16 protein-coding genes are annotated in these 14,485 nt (G+C 72.0%); 7 read left to right on the forward strand and 9 right to left on the reverse strand.

The features are described from left to right. Position 1: 1 nt before the first annotated feature. The gene (locus HUT10_RS24800; protein WP_303246977.1) at positions 2–1,072 is read right to left on the reverse strand and encodes a glycosyltransferase family 1 protein; all 1,071 of its coding nucleotides are present in this window, start codon (positions 1,070–1,072) and stop codon (positions 2–4) included. A gap of 177 nt (positions 1,073–1,249) precedes the next feature. Here HUT10_RS24800 and HUT10_RS24805 point away from each other — a divergent pair, with 177 nt between their 5' ends. Continuing rightward, the gene (locus HUT10_RS24805; RefSeq protein ID WP_176173396.1) at positions 1,250–2,080 is read left to right on the forward strand and encodes an inositol monophosphatase; all 831 of its coding nucleotides are present in this window, start codon (positions 1,250–1,252) and stop codon (positions 2,078–2,080) included. A gap of 196 nt (positions 2,081–2,276) precedes the next feature. Here the strand turns inward: HUT10_RS24805 and HUT10_RS24810 are convergent, their stop codons facing one another. The 3 genes from HUT10_RS24810 to menD form a co-directional block, all read right to left on the reverse strand. Continuing rightward, on the reverse strand, positions 2,277–2,714 hold the full coding sequence (locus HUT10_RS24810; protein WP_176173397.1) for a DUF3592 domain-containing protein: 438 nt from the start codon (positions 2,712–2,714) through the stop codon (positions 2,277–2,279). A gap of 22 nt (positions 2,715–2,736) precedes the next feature. Beyond that, entirely contained in the window at positions 2,737–4,266 is a 1,530-nt protein-coding gene (locus HUT10_RS24815) for a M1 family metallopeptidase (protein ID WP_176173398.1), read from the reverse strand. 120 nt (positions 4,267–4,386) lie between these two features. Further along, on the reverse strand, positions 4,387–6,063 hold the full coding sequence (gene menD, locus HUT10_RS24820; protein WP_176173399.1) for a 2-succinyl-5-enolpyruvyl-6-hydroxy-3-cyclohexene-1-carboxylic-acid synthase: 1,677 nt from the start codon (positions 6,061–6,063) through the stop codon (positions 4,387–4,389). 57 nt (positions 6,064–6,120) lie between these two features. On the opposite strand from menD, the gene HUT10_RS24825 reads away from it, so the two are divergent. From HUT10_RS24825 to HUT10_RS24840, 4 genes are all read left to right on the forward strand, one after another. Beyond that, a complete protein-coding gene (locus tag HUT10_RS24825; protein ID WP_176173400.1) occupies positions 6,121–7,044 on the forward strand; it encodes a 1,4-dihydroxy-2-naphthoyl-CoA synthase in 924 nt (307 codons plus the stop codon). 1 nt (position 7,045) lies between these two features. Beyond that, complete coding sequence (menE, locus tag HUT10_RS24830) at positions 7,046–8,155, forward strand: o-succinylbenzoate--CoA ligase (protein ID WP_176177993.1); 1,110 nt, start codon at positions 7,046–7,048, stop codon at positions 8,153–8,155. Between the two features lie 66 nt (positions 8,156–8,221). Next, the gene (locus HUT10_RS24835) at positions 8,222–8,359 is read left to right on the forward strand and encodes a hypothetical protein (RefSeq protein ID WP_176173401.1); all 138 of its coding nucleotides are present in this window, start codon (positions 8,222–8,224) and stop codon (positions 8,357–8,359) included. Between the two features lie 49 nt (positions 8,360–8,408). Next, positions 8,409–9,281, forward strand: coding sequence for a 1,4-dihydroxy-2-naphthoate polyprenyltransferase (locus tag HUT10_RS24840; RefSeq protein WP_176173402.1), 873 nt, complete (start codon positions 8,409–8,411; stop codon positions 9,279–9,281). On the opposite strand, the gene HUT10_RS24845 is transcribed toward HUT10_RS24840, so the two are convergent. The 3 genes from HUT10_RS24845 to HUT10_RS24855 are packed head-to-tail and all read right to left on the reverse strand — an operon-like array spanning position 9,278 to position 11,126. Further along, a complete protein-coding gene (locus tag HUT10_RS24845) occupies positions 9,278–10,357 on the reverse strand; it encodes a PLP-dependent cysteine synthase family protein (RefSeq protein WP_176173403.1) in 1,080 nt (359 codons plus the stop codon). The two genes, HUT10_RS24840 and HUT10_RS24845, sit on opposite strands and share 4 nt — an antisense overlap. Continuing rightward, a complete protein-coding gene (locus HUT10_RS24850; RefSeq protein ID WP_176173404.1) occupies positions 10,354–10,641 on the reverse strand; it encodes a DUF4229 domain-containing protein in 288 nt (95 codons plus the stop codon). The genes HUT10_RS24845 and HUT10_RS24850 overlap by 4 nt, the downstream gene beginning before the upstream one ends. Before the next feature lie 11 nt (positions 10,642–10,652). Then, a complete protein-coding gene (locus HUT10_RS24855) occupies positions 10,653–11,126 on the reverse strand; it encodes an Lrp/AsnC family transcriptional regulator (RefSeq protein WP_176173405.1) in 474 nt (157 codons plus the stop codon). Positions 11,127–11,403: 277 nt separating this feature from the next. On the opposite strand from HUT10_RS24855, the gene HUT10_RS24860 reads away from it, so the two are divergent. Both HUT10_RS24860 and HUT10_RS24865 read left to right on the forward strand, forming a co-directional pair. After that, positions 11,404–11,616: a BldC family transcriptional regulator gene (locus HUT10_RS24860; protein ID WP_003081896.1), complete on the forward strand. Its 213-nt coding sequence runs from the start codon at positions 11,404–11,406 to the stop codon at positions 11,614–11,616. A 145-nt stretch (positions 11,617–11,761) separates the two neighbouring features. Further along, positions 11,762–11,947 carry a hypothetical protein gene (locus HUT10_RS24865; RefSeq protein ID WP_091303901.1) on the forward strand — a complete coding sequence of 62 codons (186 nt, stop codon included), beginning with the start codon at positions 11,762–11,764 and terminating at the stop codon, positions 11,945–11,947. 167 nt (positions 11,948–12,114) lie between these two features. On the opposite strand, the gene HUT10_RS24870 is transcribed toward HUT10_RS24865, so the two are convergent. Then, positions 12,115–13,437: a MinD/ParA family protein gene (locus tag HUT10_RS24870; protein WP_176173406.1), complete on the reverse strand. Its 1,323-nt coding sequence runs from the start codon at positions 13,435–13,437 to the stop codon at positions 12,115–12,117. Positions 13,438–13,514: 77 nt separating this feature from the next. After that, the gene (gene ccsB, locus HUT10_RS24875) at positions 13,515–14,483 is read right to left on the reverse strand and encodes a c-type cytochrome biogenesis protein CcsB (RefSeq protein WP_176173407.1); all 969 of its coding nucleotides are present in this window, start codon (positions 14,481–14,483) and stop codon (positions 13,515–13,517) included. Positions 14,484–14,485: the final 2 nt, after the last annotated feature.

Raw genomic sequence — 14,485 nt, forward strand, 5'->3', positions numbered from 1 at the left:
GTCAGGCCGCGCGGGCGGCCCGGCCCCGCACGGCTTCGTAGTGCCCGAGCAGCTCGTGGCAGACGGCGGGCCAGGTGCGGCCGAGCACCACCTTGCGCGCCTTCTCGCCCAGCCGCGCGCGCAGAGCGGCGTCCCGCAGGGCGTCGATCCTCTCGACCAGCGCCGGGCCGAACCGTTCGCGGTCCGCCGGCAGCAGGTAGCCGGTGCGGCCGGGCAGGACGAGGTCCTTCGGGCCACCGGCGTCCGGGGCGAGCACCGGCAGCCCGGAGGCCATCGCCTCCTGCACCGCCTGGCAGAACGTCTCGTGCGGTCCCGTGTGGACGAAGACGTCGAGGCTCGCGTACGCCTTCGAGAGGTCTTCGCCGTACTTCGCGCCGAGGAACGCGGCGTTCGGGAGCTGCGCCTTCAGCGCGGGCAGTTCGGGGCCGTCGCCGACGACGACCACGCGGATCCCGGGCACCCCGGCGAGCGCGGCCAGCCGGTCGACCTCCTTCTCGGGCGCCAGCCTGCCGACGAACCCGACGAGCAGCTCGCCGTCCGGGGCCAGCTCGGCCCGCAGCACCGGGTCGGCGTGCGACGGCGAGAACCGGTCGATGTCGACCCCGCGCGCCCACCGGTGCACCCGCGGGACGCCGTGCCGCCGCAGCTGCTCGACGGAGTCGCTGGACGGCGCCAGGGTCCGGTCGGCGCGCGAGTGCAGCCGCCGCACCCACCGCCACGCGGCCCGTGCGGCGATGCCGAAGCCGTACGCGGCGGCGAATCCGGCGATGTCGGTCTGGTAGACGGCGATCGCCGGGACGCGCAGCCGTCTCGCGGCGGCGAGCCCGCGCGCGCCGACGACGAACGGCGACGCCAGGTGCACGACGTCCGGGCCGAACGCGGCCAGCGCGTTGAGCACGGTCCGCGTCGGCAGGCCGATCGGCAGGGAGCTGACCCCGGGGACGTCGAACGCGGGGATCCGGACCACCGGGGCGCCGCGGTAGGAGTCCGGGCCGGGGCCGGGCGCGATGATCAGCACGTCGTGCGCGCGTTCGCGCAGGTGCTCGACGACCCGCAGGACGGAGTTGGTCACGCCGTTCACCTGGGGCAGGAAACTTTCGGTGACTATGGCGACTCGCACGTGTTGGACGATCGCACCCGATACTGGCGAGGGTGTGACGTGGGAGCCAACGGTGCCGGAACAGATCGGCTACGACATGTCATCTCGTGGTCGCGTGCCGGAAACCAGGGTGGCCCAGACTAGGCGGGCATGACCCTCTTGTCCTCACGGCCGCCGCGGCCCGTCGAGCCCGGTCTGCTGTCGAGGGCGCTCGAAGTGGCCGGGCGGCTGGCCAACGACGCCACCGACGTGATCACCGCGACCGCCGGCCGCGGCGCCCACCCTTCGACGCTGGACTCGCCGTTCGACTGGGTCACCGACACCGACCGCATCCTGGAGCGCCACACCCGGCGCGTCCTGACGGCGGAGTTCCCGGGCATCCCGGTGGTCGGCCACGAGTTCGGCGCGGACCACGGAGCGGACGTCGCCGAGTACCGCTGGGTGGTGGACTCGGTGGACGGGACGGCGAACTACGTGGCCGGGGTGCCGTGGTGCGCGTACAGCCTGGCGCTGGTGGACGCGGCGGGCCCGGTGGTCGGGGTGGTGGCGGACCCGTACCGCGCCCAGATCTACGCCGCGGCGCGCGGCCGGGGGGCCCGCGCGAACGGCAAGCCGATCAAGCTCGCGGACCGCTGCGTGACGGCGGGAGCACTGGTGTGCACGGAGCTGGCCCGAACGGGACCGTGGCCGGGAATGGGCGGCTTCATCGAGCGAGCGGCGGCGGCCCACGCGGGCGTACGGGTACTCGGCTCGGCGGCGCTGTCGATCGCCCAGGTGGCACTGGGCCACGCGGCGGCGGCGGTGCTGCACAGCTACCACGAGTGGGACGTGGCCGGCTCGGTGGCCATGGCGATCGAGGCGGGCGCGGTGGTGCTGGACAAGCACGGAGAGGACACGGCGCTGCCGACGGACGGCTTGCTGGTGGCGGCCCCGGGGGTGGCGGACGAGGTACTGGGCTGGTGGCAGGAGACGGCGGGCTGATCGAGGTTGCGGCCCGAGGGGGCGGAGCGAGACCCAGCCACCCGCCCTACACCTCCCCCGCCCCTCGTCCCAGCCGCAGTCAGCACCGGAGAGCCGGGGTCAAGGGTGAGCGAAGCTCATCGCGAAGCGACGCCGAAGGCGCCCTTGAGGCCGGGTCTCCGGTGTTGAACAATCGAGGACGAGGAGCGGGAACCTCTCAAGCAGCAGCCGAAGCCCGCTTGTTCTGCCGCCGAATCCACCACAACGCCGGCCCAGCCACCAGCCACGTGAAAAACACGAAACTCCCCAGCGGCAGCAGCGTCAACGCAGCCGACCGCCCAGCCACCCGTGCCAGCTCCGGATCCGAAGCGTCGTACTCGATCCGCACCAGCTGCCCGGCCGCCAGCCCGTCCGGGTAAAGCACCCCGTTCGCCGGGCTGTGCACGATCCCGTCCGGCGTCTCGAAGTGGATGATCGTCCGGTCGAACGCCACCGAATCGACCGTCGCCGTCGCCGTCCCCATTTGCTCCGAGATCGCGCTGTCGTTCCGGATCGCGGCGAACAGGAGGCACACGCACATCACGGTGAGGAGCGAGGCGACGCCGAGGGTGGTCCACCACCCGACGCGCCTCGCCCGCTCACCTCTCGTGCTCACGCCGCGAGCGTAGCGGTCCCGCTCAGCCCGCGTGTTCGGCGGCGAGGAACCGGTGGTTCTGCTGGATCTGCTCGTACGAGCGCGGCTTCACGGAAGCGGGAGCAGAAGCCACAGCCGAGCGAGCCGCGGCGGCGGGAGCGCCGTTCGGGCCCACCGCGGGCTTGCCCGCCGTGTAGAGCCACGTCTGGAACAGGTCGTGCAGCGGCTTGCCCGAGACCTTCTCCGCCAGCGCGGTGAAGTCCAGGATCCGCCCGTTCGACCCGCCCCGCTGCGCCTGCCACGTCTTCAGGATGGTGAAGAACGCCTGGTCACCCACGGCCGTCCGCAGCGCCTGGAGCGTCAGCGCGCCCCGGTCGTACACCGCGTTGTCGAACTGGTTGTCCGCGCCGGGGTCGGCCGGGACGAGCTTCCACAGGTCGCCGTCGGCCGGGTTCGAGTCGTACGTGTACTGCGCCAGCTCCGCGACCGTTCCCTCGCCCTCGTGCTCCGACCACAGCCACTCCGCGTACGACGCGAAGCCCTCGTTCAGCCAGATGTCGCTCCAGCGGCCGAGCGACACGTTGTCGCCGAACCACTGGTGGGCGTTCTCGTGGGCGATCAGCGTCGTGTTCGAGCCCGCGCGGAAGTTGCGGGCGCCGTACGTCGGCCGGGTCTGGTTCTCCAGGGAGAACCCGATGCCGCTGGTCACGACGCCGCCCTCGGCCTCGAACGGGTACGGGCCGAACTGGGTCGCCAGGAACTCGTTGATCTCCGGGGTGCGCTCGACGCTGGCCTTCGCCGCGTACAGCGAGTCGCCGAGGTCGGCGCCGTAGGCGGTGACGAACGGCTTGCCGTCCGGGGTCGTCGACTGGACCAGCTCGTAGTTGCCGACGATGAACGACGTCAGGTACGTGGCCTGCGGCTTCGTGCTGCGCCACTGCCAGCGCGTCCAGCCCGCGCGCTGCTTGGTCGTGCGGACCAGCGAGCCGTTGGAGATGGCCACGTTGCCGTCCGGCGCCTCGATCGAGACGTCGTAGGTCGCCTTGTCGGTCGGGTGGTCGTTGGCCGGGAACCACCACGCCGAGCTCTGCGGCTCGTCGATGCCGAGCGCGCCGAACGCACCCTTCTTCCACGCGTTGACGCCGTCCACCGTCTCGGTCGACGGCGTGTCCGCGTAGGCGACGACGACGGTCGCGGTCTGGCCCTTGAGCAGCGGCTGCGCCGGGGTGACGACGAGCTCGCCGTTGCCGGTCTGGTTCGTGAACTGCGCCGGCCGGTTGTTCACCCGCACGCTCGACGCCTTCAGCGCGAAGTCCAGGTCGAACCGCGAGAGGTCCTGGGTCGCGGTCAGCAGCAGCGTCGTGGTGCCGGACAGCAGGTCGGTCGCGGGCTGGTAGGTGAGCCGGATGTCGTAGTGCAGCACGTCCGTGCCGCCGTTGCCGGCGTTCGGGTAGTACGGGTCGCCGACGCCGGGGGCACCGGGCGCGGGCGCGGCGCTCGCGGTTCCGGCGAGCAGCACCGAGACGACGCCGGCCGCGAGCGCACCGAGACCGGTGCGCGTTCTTGCACGCATTCGAAATCCTCCAAAGGAGTGAGGAAGCAGCGCGCTCGAACGTAGCCAGCCAGGAACACCCCAGGAACAGCCGAAGGAAGGTTTCTTGCCTTCTGGGATTGCGCCCGGAAAGCGGTTGACTCAGGCCGCCGACACCGCTGCGGACACCGCTGCCCGCAGACGGGCGTGCAGGTCGCGGTGCCGCGCCCGGTCCACCCGCACCTCGACGACCCGCAGCCCCGGCGCGGGCGCCAGCGCCGCCCGGAACTCCGTCAGCGTCTCCGCGACGACGTGCGGGACCCGGTAGCCCGCGCACAGCGCGCCCAGATCGGCGCCGTGCGGGGTGCCGAAGACGCGCTCGAAGCTGGCCGAGTGCTCCGGCGCACCCTGCTCGAGCAGGGAGAAGATGCCGCCGCCGTCGTCGTTGAGCACCACGATCGTCAGGTCGGGCCGCTGCTCGGCGGGCCCGGTCAGCAGGCCCGACGCGTCGTGCAGGAACGTCAGGTCGCCCAGCAGCGCGTACGACGGCCCCCGGTGCACGTACGCGGCCCCGATGGCCGTCGAGACCGTGCCGTCGATGCCCGCGACACCGCGGTTGCGGTGCACGAGGACGTCCGGGCGCAGCCGGCCGGCCAGCGCGACGTCCCGGGTCGGGTTGGACGAGCCCACGACCAGCAGCGAGTCCGGCGGCAGCGCGTCCACCAGCTCGGTCGCCACCCGCAACCCGCTGGGCCACGGCTCCTCGGCCAGCGTCGACGCCACCGCGGACGCGGCCGCCGCGTCGGCCCGGCGCCAGCTGGCCAGCCACTCCGGGTCCGCGGGCTTGGTCGGCTCGTCGAACCACTGCCCGACCTGCCGGACGTTGTGCGCGGGCGCCGGCCAGTCCGAGTCCGGCCGCACCAGCAGCACCTCGACCGAGGCGTCCGAGAGCACCTTCTGGATCTGCCGGAACACCGTCGGACGGCCGAGGCAGAGCACCTGCTCCGGCTTGTGCTTCGAGATGAACTCCTCGACGCCCAGCAGCCACGCGCCGGACGAGATCGCCGTGCCGCCGGACAGCCCGATCCCGCCGGTCTCGGAGATCACCGGCCAGCCGTGCTGCTCGGCCCACTCGCTGGCCGCCTGGACGCCGGTGTCGCACGCGATGACCAGGCCGTGGCGCGCCGAGGGGACCACGAACGACGGCAGCGCGCCGAAGTCCGGCAGCTCGGTCCAGCGGGAGCCGTCGGCGCGGCCGTCGAGCGATTCGTACCACTCGCCGTCATCGTCCACGTCCGGCACGAGCGGCTCGCGGAACGGGATGTTCAGGTGCACCGGCCCGCAGCGCCACTCCCCGTAGGCGGCGTTCCAGGCCCGGCAGATCTGGCTCCGCCAGTACGAGTTCTGCCCGGCCCGCCGCTCGGCGACGGCCAGCTCGTCGAAGTAGCGGATCGCGTCGCCGTAGAGCTGGTGCTGGTCGATGACCTGCGACGCGCCGGCGGCCCGCAGCTCGGGCGGCCGGTCGGCGGTCAGCACGATCAGCGGGACACCGGCCCGGTCGGCCTCCAGGACCGCCGGGTGGAAGTTCGCGGCCGCGGTACCGGAGGTGCACAGCACGGCCACCGGGCGGCCGGTGCGGGCGGCGATGCCGAGGGCGAGGAACGCGGCCCCGCGCTCGTCGATGCGGACGTGCAGCTGGAGCTTCCCGGCCGCGGCCGCGTCATACAGCGCGATCGACAGCGGCGCGTTGCGGGAGCCCGGGCAGAGGACGACGTGCGAAACGGTGTTGCGGACGAGCTCGTCGACGATGACCCTGGCCTGCGCGGTGGAAGGGTTCACCGGCAGGCCTCGCATCCATCGAGATCAGTAGAGTCCACAGGTCCTATTCTCCCAAACGTGGATGACGCCCGAGTTTCCGAGCTGTTCGACCCCGCCGCGTGGACCGAGGTCGAAGGTTTCGCCTTCACCGACATCACCTACCACCGCTCCGCTGAGAGCCGCGGCGGCAAACGCGTGGTGCGCATCGCGTTCGACCGCCCGGAGGTCCGCAACGCCTTCCGGCCGCACACCGTCGACGAGCTCTACCGGGCCCTGGACCACGCCCGGATGAGCGCCGACGTCGGCTGTGTCCTGCTCACCGGGAACGGTCCCTCGCCCAAGGACGGCGGGTGGGCGTTCTGCTCCGGTGGTGACCAGCGTATTCGCGGACGCTCCGGCTATCAGTACGCGAGCGGCGAGACCTCCGACACGGTGGACCCCGCGCGGGCGGGCCGGCTGCACATCCTCGAGGTCCAGCGGCTGATCCGGTTCCTGCCGAAACCGGTGATCGCGGTCGTGCCGGGCTGGGCCGCGGGCGGCGGGCACTCCCTGCACGTGGTGTGCGATCTCACCCTCGCCTCGGCCGAGCACGCGAAGTTCAAGCAGACCGACGCCGACGTCGGCTCGTTCGACGGCGGCTACGGCTCGGCGTACCTGGCGAAGATGGTCGGGCAGAAGTTCGCCCGCGAGATCTTCTTCCTCGGCCGCGAGTACTCGGCCGAGCAGATGCACCAGATGGGCGCGGTCAACGCCGTCGTCCCACACGCCGACCTGGAAAAAGAGGCGCTGACCTGGGCGTGGGAGATCACCCGCAAGTCGCCGACGGCCCAGCGGATGCTCAAGTACGCGTTCAACCTCACCGACGACGGCCTGGTCGGCCAGCAGCTGTTCGCCGGCGAAACCACCCGGCTGGCGTACATGCAGGACGAGGCCGTCGAAGGCCGTGACGCGTTCCTCGAGAAGCGCGACCCCGACTTCAAGGACGTTCCCTATTACTACTGAGCTGCTCCCGGTCCACCTCGACGGCTCGCCAGAGGCGCTCGAGACGCTGAAGGCCGCCGTCGCGGCCGCGCTGGACGGCGGCCCGGCGGTGCTACCGTTCACCGACCCCGCGCTGCGTGACGCCATGGCGCCGGACGAACCCGCCGAACCGGAGACCGCCGTGGTCATCGCCACGTCGGGCTCGACCGGGGCGCCCAAGGGCGTCCTGCTGTCGGCCCGCGCGCTGACCGCCTCCGCCGAGGCCACGCACACCCGGCTCGGCGGCCCGGGGCACTGGCTGCTGGCCACGCCGGCGCACTACATCGGCGGGCTGCAGGTGCTGGTCCGGTCACTGCTGGCCGGGACGACGCCGGCGCTGCTGACCGGCACCGGCTTCCGCCCGGACGGCTTCGCGGCCGCCGCGGCCCGGCTGACCGGCGGCCCGCGGTACACGGCGCTGGTGCCGACCCAGCTGGTCCGCCTGCTCGACGACGGCGGCGCCGGGCTGGCCGCGGCGAGGACGTTCGACGCGATCGTGGTCGGCGCGGCCGCGACGTCGCCGGCCCTGCGCGAGCGCGCCGCGGAGGCCGGGGTCCGGATCGTGCCCGCGTACGGGATGAGCGAGACGGCCAGCGGCTGCGTCTACGACGGCGTCCCCCTCGACGGCGTCCGCGTCGACGTCGGCGGCGACCGGATCCGGATCGCCGGGGACGTCCTCGCGCACGGCTACCGGCGGCGCCCGGACCTGACCGCCGAGTCGTTCCGCGACGGCTGGTTCACCACGTCCGACCGTGGCGTTCGCCACGACGACGGCCGCATCGAGGTCCTCGGCCGGGCCGACGACATGATCAACACCGGTGGCGTGAAGGTGTCGGCGAACGCGGTCGAGCGCTGCCTGAGCGCCCAGCCGGGGGTGCGTGACGCGTGCGTCGTCGGCGTGCCGGACGCGGAGTGGGGCGAGGCGGTGGTCGCGCTGGTCGTCCCGGACGGCGAGCCCGGCGACCTGCGGGCGGCGGTCCGCGCGGAACTGGGCGCGGCGGCCACCCCGAAACGCATCGAATTCGCCACGAATCTCCCCCTCCGCGGCCCCGGGAAGATCGACCGGACGGCGGTGAAAGCCCGTCTTCAGTAGCGTTTCCGCCGCTGAATGGCGGTAGAGCGTTGACACGCACGGGGCGCGCCCGCTTGGCTACTCACCATGACGCGCTGGTTCAGAACTGCCCTCATCGCCACGGCCGTCACGCTGGGTGTTTTGGCGCCCGCGAGCGCGGCTCTCGCCGACGGTGTCGACCCCAACAGCGGTTCGCTCGTCTGGGAAATGCCGACCTCCGACTGACTCTCCGGGTTCCGGCTCGTCACTGATCGACATGGCGTTGAATGACGTCATGGCGAGCTTGAGCGAGTGGATCGAAGGGGCCCGGCCGCGGACGCTGCCCAACGCGGTGGCGCCGGTGGTGGCGGGCGTCGGCGCGGCGATCGCGCTGGACGCGTTCTCCTGGTGGCGTTCGGTGCTCGCGCTGCTGGTCTCCCTCTCGCTGATCGTCGGCGTCAACTACGCCAACGACTACTCCGACGGCATCCGCGGCACGGACGAGAACCGCGTCGGGCCGCTCCGGCTGGTCGGTTCGAAGGTCGCCGCCCCGAAGGCCGTGCTGACGGCGGCGCTGGTCTCGCTCGGCCTGGCCGGGGTGCTCGGCCTGGTCCTGGTGGCCGTCAGCGGGCACTGGTGGCTGCTGGGGATGGGCGCGCTGTGCATCCTCGGCGCGTGGTTCTACACCGGCGGCAAGAAGCCCTACGGCTACTACGGCTTCGGCGAGATCGCCGTCTTCGTGTTCTTCGGCCTGGCCGGCGTGCTGGGCACGGTGTACGTCCAGGCGGGCCGCGTCAGCTGGGCGGCGCTGGCCTGCGCGGTCGCGGTCGGCTGCTTCTCGACGGCGGTCCTGACGGCCAACAACCTGCGGGACATCCCGACGGACATCGAGTCCGGCAAGCGCACCCTGGCCACCCGCCTGGGTGACAAGGGCACCCGGCGGCTCTACCTGGTGCTGATCGCCGTGCCGTACGCGCTCACCCTGGTCCTCGGGTTCACGGTGCACGGGCTCGCGGCGCTCCCCCTGCTCAGCGCCCCGCTGCTGTTCCAGTCGGTCAGCGCGATCCGCCACAACGCGACCGGCCGCGACCTCATCCCGGCCCTGCGCGACACCGGGCTGGCGATGCTCGCCTGGGCGGTGCTGGCCGCGGTCGGCCTGAACCTCTAGAGCTCCGGGAACTTCCCGGTGGTCAGGAACTCCTCGAACAGCGCCGTGTGCGGCGCCAGGTCCAGGTTCTGCTGGGCCAGCCACTCGTCGTTGTAGTAGGTGTGGGCGTACCGCTCGCCGCCGTCGCACAGGAGCGTCACGACGCTGCCCGCCTGGCCGTCCTCGACCATCCGGGAGATGAGCCGGAACGCGCCGTAGAGGTTGGTGCCGGTCGAGCCGCCCGCCCAGTGCCCGGTCCGCTCGCGCAGCAGCCGGATGGCCGCCAGGGAGCCCGCGTCGGGGATCCGGAACATCTCGTCGATGACGCCGGGGACGAACGACGGCTCGCACCGCGGCCGCCCGATGCCCTCGATCCGCGACGGCATGCCGGTGGCGTAGTCCAGGGCCCCGGTCTCCCAGGCGCCGTAGAACGACGAGTTCTCCGGGTCGACGACGCACACCTTCGTCGTGTGCCGCTTGTAGCGGACGTACCGGCCGAAGGTCGCGCTCGTGCCGCCGGTGCCCGCGCCGACGACGATCCACTTCGGGATCGGGTGGGGTTCCGAGCGCATCTGCGCGAACACCGACTCGGCGATGTTGTTGTTGCCGCGCCAGTCCGTCGCGCGCTCGGCGTAGGTGAACTGGTCGAGGTAGTGGCCGCCGCACTCGGCCGCGAGCCGCTCGGCCTCGGGGTACATCGCCGGGGCTTCGTCGACGAAGTGGCACTCGCCGCCGTAGAACTCGATGAGCGCGACCTTCTCCTTCGACGTGCGCCGCGGCACGACGGTGATGAAGCGCAGGCCGAGCATCCGGGCGAAGTAGGCCTCGGACACCGCGGTCGACCCGCTGGAGGCCTCGACGAGCACGGTGTCCGGCCCGATCTGGCCGTTGACCAGCCCGTACAGGAACAGCGACCGGGCCAGCCGGTGCTTGAGCGAGCCGGTCGGGTGCACCGACTCGTCCTTGAGGTACAGGTCGATGCCCCACTCCGGGGGCAGCGGGAAGACGTGCAGGTGCGTGTCGGCGCTGCGGTTGGCGTCGGCCTCGATGATCCGGACGGCCTCGCGGACCCAGCTGCGGCTGTGCAGGCGGCTCATTCGGGCTGCCCGGCGCCGTCGCCGCGCAGCTGCGCGCGCAGCTCGGCGCGGGCGCGGGCCCGCTTCTCGTTGCGCTTCGCGAGCCCGGCGGTCACGCGGGCGTTGAGCGGGCGGAACAGCAGCAGGCCGAGCGGCAGGCCGACGACCAGCCCGATCAGCAGGGCGACCAGCAGCGGCACGCCGGTCAGGGACAGGCCCCAGGCGATCGCCGCGACCAGCACGAACCGCGCCAGCAGGTACAGCGTCAGGTCACGGGCCAGCTGCGGGGGCTTCTCGTCGCTCACACCAACGCAGGCTACGCCCCGCCCGCCCGGTCCTTCTGCAGGCCCGCGTTGTTCGGGCGGCCCTCGAACCGCGTCGAAAGCACCACGGTGGTGTTCGTGCGCCCGACGCCGGGGATGCGGCGGAGCCGGCCCAGCGTGCGTTCCAGCTCGTCGACGGTCGGCACCCGCACCTTGACGACGAACGCTTCGTCGCCCGCCACCGCGTAGCAGCTCTCGACCTCGTCGAGCTCGGCGAGGGCGTCGGCGACGTCGTCCTCCGTGGCGGTGTCCGTGGGGTGGATGCTGACGAGGGCGGTGACGCCGAGGCCGACCGAGCTCGGGTCGACGACCGCGTGGTAGCCGGTGATCACGCCGGCGGCTTCCAGCTTGCCGACGCGCTCGTGCACCGACGACGCGGACAGCCCGACGGCCCGCCCGAGGTCGGCGTAGGTGGCCCGTCCGTTGATGCGCAACGCTGCGATGATCTTCCGGTCCAACTGATCCACGGGATCACTCTATGCGGTTGGACAATCCCCCATTGGCACCACGCCTCGCGGCCGACGGCCGGGAGGGCGACGTCTCCGCACGTCAGGTCACCGGAGGGTAGTTGCAGTGGGTGAACAACGTGTCCGTTTTGACCTTTAAGGGCTCTTTACTCGCGGACAACCGTTCGAGTACCCGACGGGTGAAGTGCAACGATTGCCTTGTTGGCTACCCCGGCGCGACGGGCAGAAGGGCCCGGACGCCTCCGGTATAGCAGTGAGTTCGTTAAGGAGGCGGAAAATGACCGCGACGATGGGCGGACGCCTGCTCACCCCTGGCGAGGTGGCAGCGCTGTTCCGAGTGGACCCGAAGACGGTGACGCGGTGGGCGACCGCGGGACGCATCGGCTCCATCCGGACCCCGGGCGGACACCGGCGGTTCCGGGAGTCCGAGGTGAACGAGCTCCTCGCCGAGCTGACCACCGACGCCAGCGAACCGGCGCGCAACGCCTGAACCATCCGGACGTCAGGGCCGTGTCGGGTACGGGAACCACCCCGTCCCGGCACGGCTTTCGTGCTCTTCCGGCCCGGCTTCAGGCCCACCACACGGCCGGAAAGGTTAACCTCGGGGGACAGGCAGCCATACGGAAGGATCCGGCATGCTCGCTCTGCTCGCGGCGGTCGGCGCGCTGGTCGTCGCCCTGCTCCTGTGGCGGTCGTTCGCCGGCCAGCGGATCGGGGTGACGTCGGCTCCGCGCCGCGCCCCCCTCGCCCCGGACGACGACCCCGACTTCCTGCGCCAGCTGGCCGAACAGCAGCGCAAACGCCGGGACGAAGACCTTTAGGACGCCCTTTACCTTCGCCGGGCCGTCACCCGTGTGATCCAGGCCGGAACCGGCGTGATCCAGCCCGTCATCCGCGTGCTGGCAGCCGGAACTCGCGAGTTCCGGCTGCCAGCACGCGAGTCACGGCTTCAGTCACGCGAGTTCCGGGCCGGATCACGCGGGTGACGTCAGCGGTAACCCTGCGAGAGCGGGGTGGCGAAGCCGTCGGCGACGGTGGCCGCCAGGTCCAGCAGGGCCAGGCGGGTGTCGCCGGAGAGGCGGTCCAGCTCGATCTCCGCGCCTTCCTCCAGGTGCGGGTCGAACGGGATCTTGCAGACCGCCCGGACCTTCGCCCCGAAGTGCGCCGACAGCTTGTCGAGGTCGACCGAGCCGCCCTTGGGACGCACCGAGTTGATCACCGCCACCGAGCGCTTGACCAGCTCGCCGTAGCCGTGGGCCTCGAGCCAGTCCAGCGTCGCCGAGGCGCTGCGGGCGCCGTCGACCGAGCCGGACGAGACCACGACCAGCGCGTCCGCGACGTCCAGGACGCCCTTCATCGCCGAGTGCATCAGGCCGGTCCCGCAGTCGGTGAGCACGATGTTGTAGAAGTGCTCCAGCAGGTTGACCGCGCGCCGGTAGTCGTCCTCGGAGAACGCCTCCGACACGGCCGGGTCCTGCTCGCTGGCCAGGATCTCCAGCCGGCTCGAACCCTGGGACGTGTAGGACCGGACATCGCTGTACCGGGTGATGCGAGCGGCGTCACGCAGCAGGTGCCGGACCGTCGCGGTCGTCTCCAGCGGGATCTTCTGCGACAGCGTGCCGCGGTCCGGGTTGGCGTCCACCGCCACCACCCGGTCGCCGCGCAGGGACGCGAACGTCGAGCCCAGCGTCGTCGTCACCGTGGTCTTGCCGACGCCGCCCTTGAGCGACAGCATCGCGATCTTGTAGCACCCGCGCAGCGGCTGGTTCACCCGCGCGATCAGCTCGCGGCGACGGGTGTCGGCCGGGCTCTCCCCCGGGTTGACCAGCTTCCCGCTGCCGACGTAGAGCGCTTTCCGCCAGCCCGACTGCGGCGGCCGCCGGGTCTGCTTGACCAGGTGCGCGGTCGACAGGTCGTGGCCGTGGCCCGGCTGGGACGGCGGCGCGGCGTGCCGGCCACCCTGCGGCTGCGGGAGCCCGGACGGCTGCTGCGGCGGGTACTGGGCGTTCGCCTGGTACTGCTGCGCCGGGTCGCCGTAGCCGGGCTGGGGCTGCAGCGGCGGCAGGTTCTGGTCGTAGCCGTAGGGCACCTGGTGCGGCCCGGACACGGCCGGGTTGGGCACCTGGTGCGGGCCGGAAACCGCCGGGTTGGGCGGCGGCGCCACCGCCTGCGTCGGCTGCACGTCGTAGGCCCCCGACGTCTCCGGGTGCGGGTGCGAATCCGTCCGATCGTCGGCGAACAGGCCCGGCTGCGGCGACGCAGCGGCCGGTTCGGGGTGGCCAGGAGCCGATTCTTCGCTGGGTCCGGTCACCGGTGAAAACCTCCGCGCACTCCGCCTGAAACCTCAGTCCCCCGATGCCGACGGTAGTCGGCGCACGCGCGGTCCGCTCAGCCCACCCCGGCGTAGGAGTGCAGGCCGACCGAGACGAGGTTCACGAAGAACAGGTTGAAGATCATCGCGGCGAACCCGACGATGTTGATGATCGCGGCCCTGGCCCCGCGCCAGCCCGCGGTCGCCCGGGAGTGCAGGTAGGCCGCGTAGACGACCCAGGCGATGAACGCGCAGGTCTCCTTCGGGTCCCAGCCCCAGAACCGGCCCCACGCCGACTCGGCCCACACCGCGCCGCAGAGCACGCCGAAGGTGAACACCGGGAAGGCGAAGATGGTGGTCCGGTAGGCGATCCGGTCGAGGACGTCGGCCGCGGGCAGCTTCGGGGCGAACCGGGCGAACTTCGTGTTGTCCTTGTCGTAGGCGGCGCGGAACAGGTAGAGCACGCTCGCGACGCCCGGCACCAGGAAGACGCCGGAGCCGATGATGGCCGCCGCGACGTGGATGACCAGCCAGTACGACTGCAGCGCGGGCTGCACCGGCGCGGCGATCGTGTACAGCAGCGTGCCGTTGATGAACATCAGGATCACGACGGGCAGCAGCAGGAAGCCGGTGAGGTGCCGGACCGGGAACTTCCACAGGACGATCAGCCAGGTCAGCACCGTGATGAAGGTGACGGCCATGCCGTACTCGTACATGTTGCCCCAGGGCGCGCGGTGCACGGCGAGGCCGCGCAGCACGATCGCCGACAGCTGCAGCAGCGCGCCGAGCACGAGCAGCGACGCGCCCATCCGGCCGATCCGCTCCGGGCGGCCGACCTCGCGCTGCGCGGCCGGGACGTCCTCGACCGGCGGGCCGCCGGCCCCGACGAGCTCGCGCGAGCGCCGCTGGGCGCGCTCCATGGCGAGCCGGCCCTTGGCGCCGAAGCCCTGCTCGATCAGCGTCATCATCAGCGCGACGACGTAGATCGCCGCGGCGGTGGTGTACAGCCAGTCGCTGTATCGCGACAGCGTCTCGTTGATCGGCATGC

The sequence above is a fragment of the Amycolatopsis sp. Hca4 genome (assembly GCF_013364075.1).
Taxonomy (GTDB): domain Bacteria; phylum Actinomycetota; class Actinomycetes; order Mycobacteriales; family Pseudonocardiaceae; genus Amycolatopsis.

Bases quoted from the DNA above. Each gene is read 5' to 3' on its own strand.
- HUT10_RS24805 (WP_176173396.1), top strand. From the start codon at position 1,250: ATGACCCTCTTGTCCTCACGGCCGCCGCGGCCCGTCGAGCCCGGTCTG.
- HUT10_RS24815 (WP_176173398.1), bottom strand. From the start codon at position 4,266: ATGCGTGCAAGAACGCGCACCGGTCTCGGTGCGCTCGCGGCCGGCGTC.
- HUT10_RS24835 (WP_176173401.1), top strand. From the start codon at position 8,222: ATGACGCGCTGGTTCAGAACTGCCCTCATCGCCACGGCCGTCACGCTG.
- HUT10_RS24840 (WP_176173402.1), top strand. From the start codon at position 8,409: ATGGCGAGCTTGAGCGAGTGGATCGAAGGGGCCCGGCCGCGGACGCTG.
- HUT10_RS24845 (WP_176173403.1), bottom strand. From the start codon at position 10,357: ATGAGCCGCCTGCACAGCCGCAGCTGGGTCCGCGAGGCCGTCCGGATC.
- HUT10_RS24860 (WP_003081896.1), top strand. From the start codon at position 11,404: ATGACCGCGACGATGGGCGGACGCCTGCTCACCCCTGGCGAGGTGGCA.
- HUT10_RS24865 (WP_091303901.1), top strand. From the start codon at position 11,762: ATGCTCGCTCTGCTCGCGGCGGTCGGCGCGCTGGTCGTCGCCCTGCTC.
- ccsB (WP_176173407.1), bottom strand. From the start codon at position 14,483: ATGCCGATCAACGAGACGCTGTCGCGATACAGCGACTGGCTGTACACC.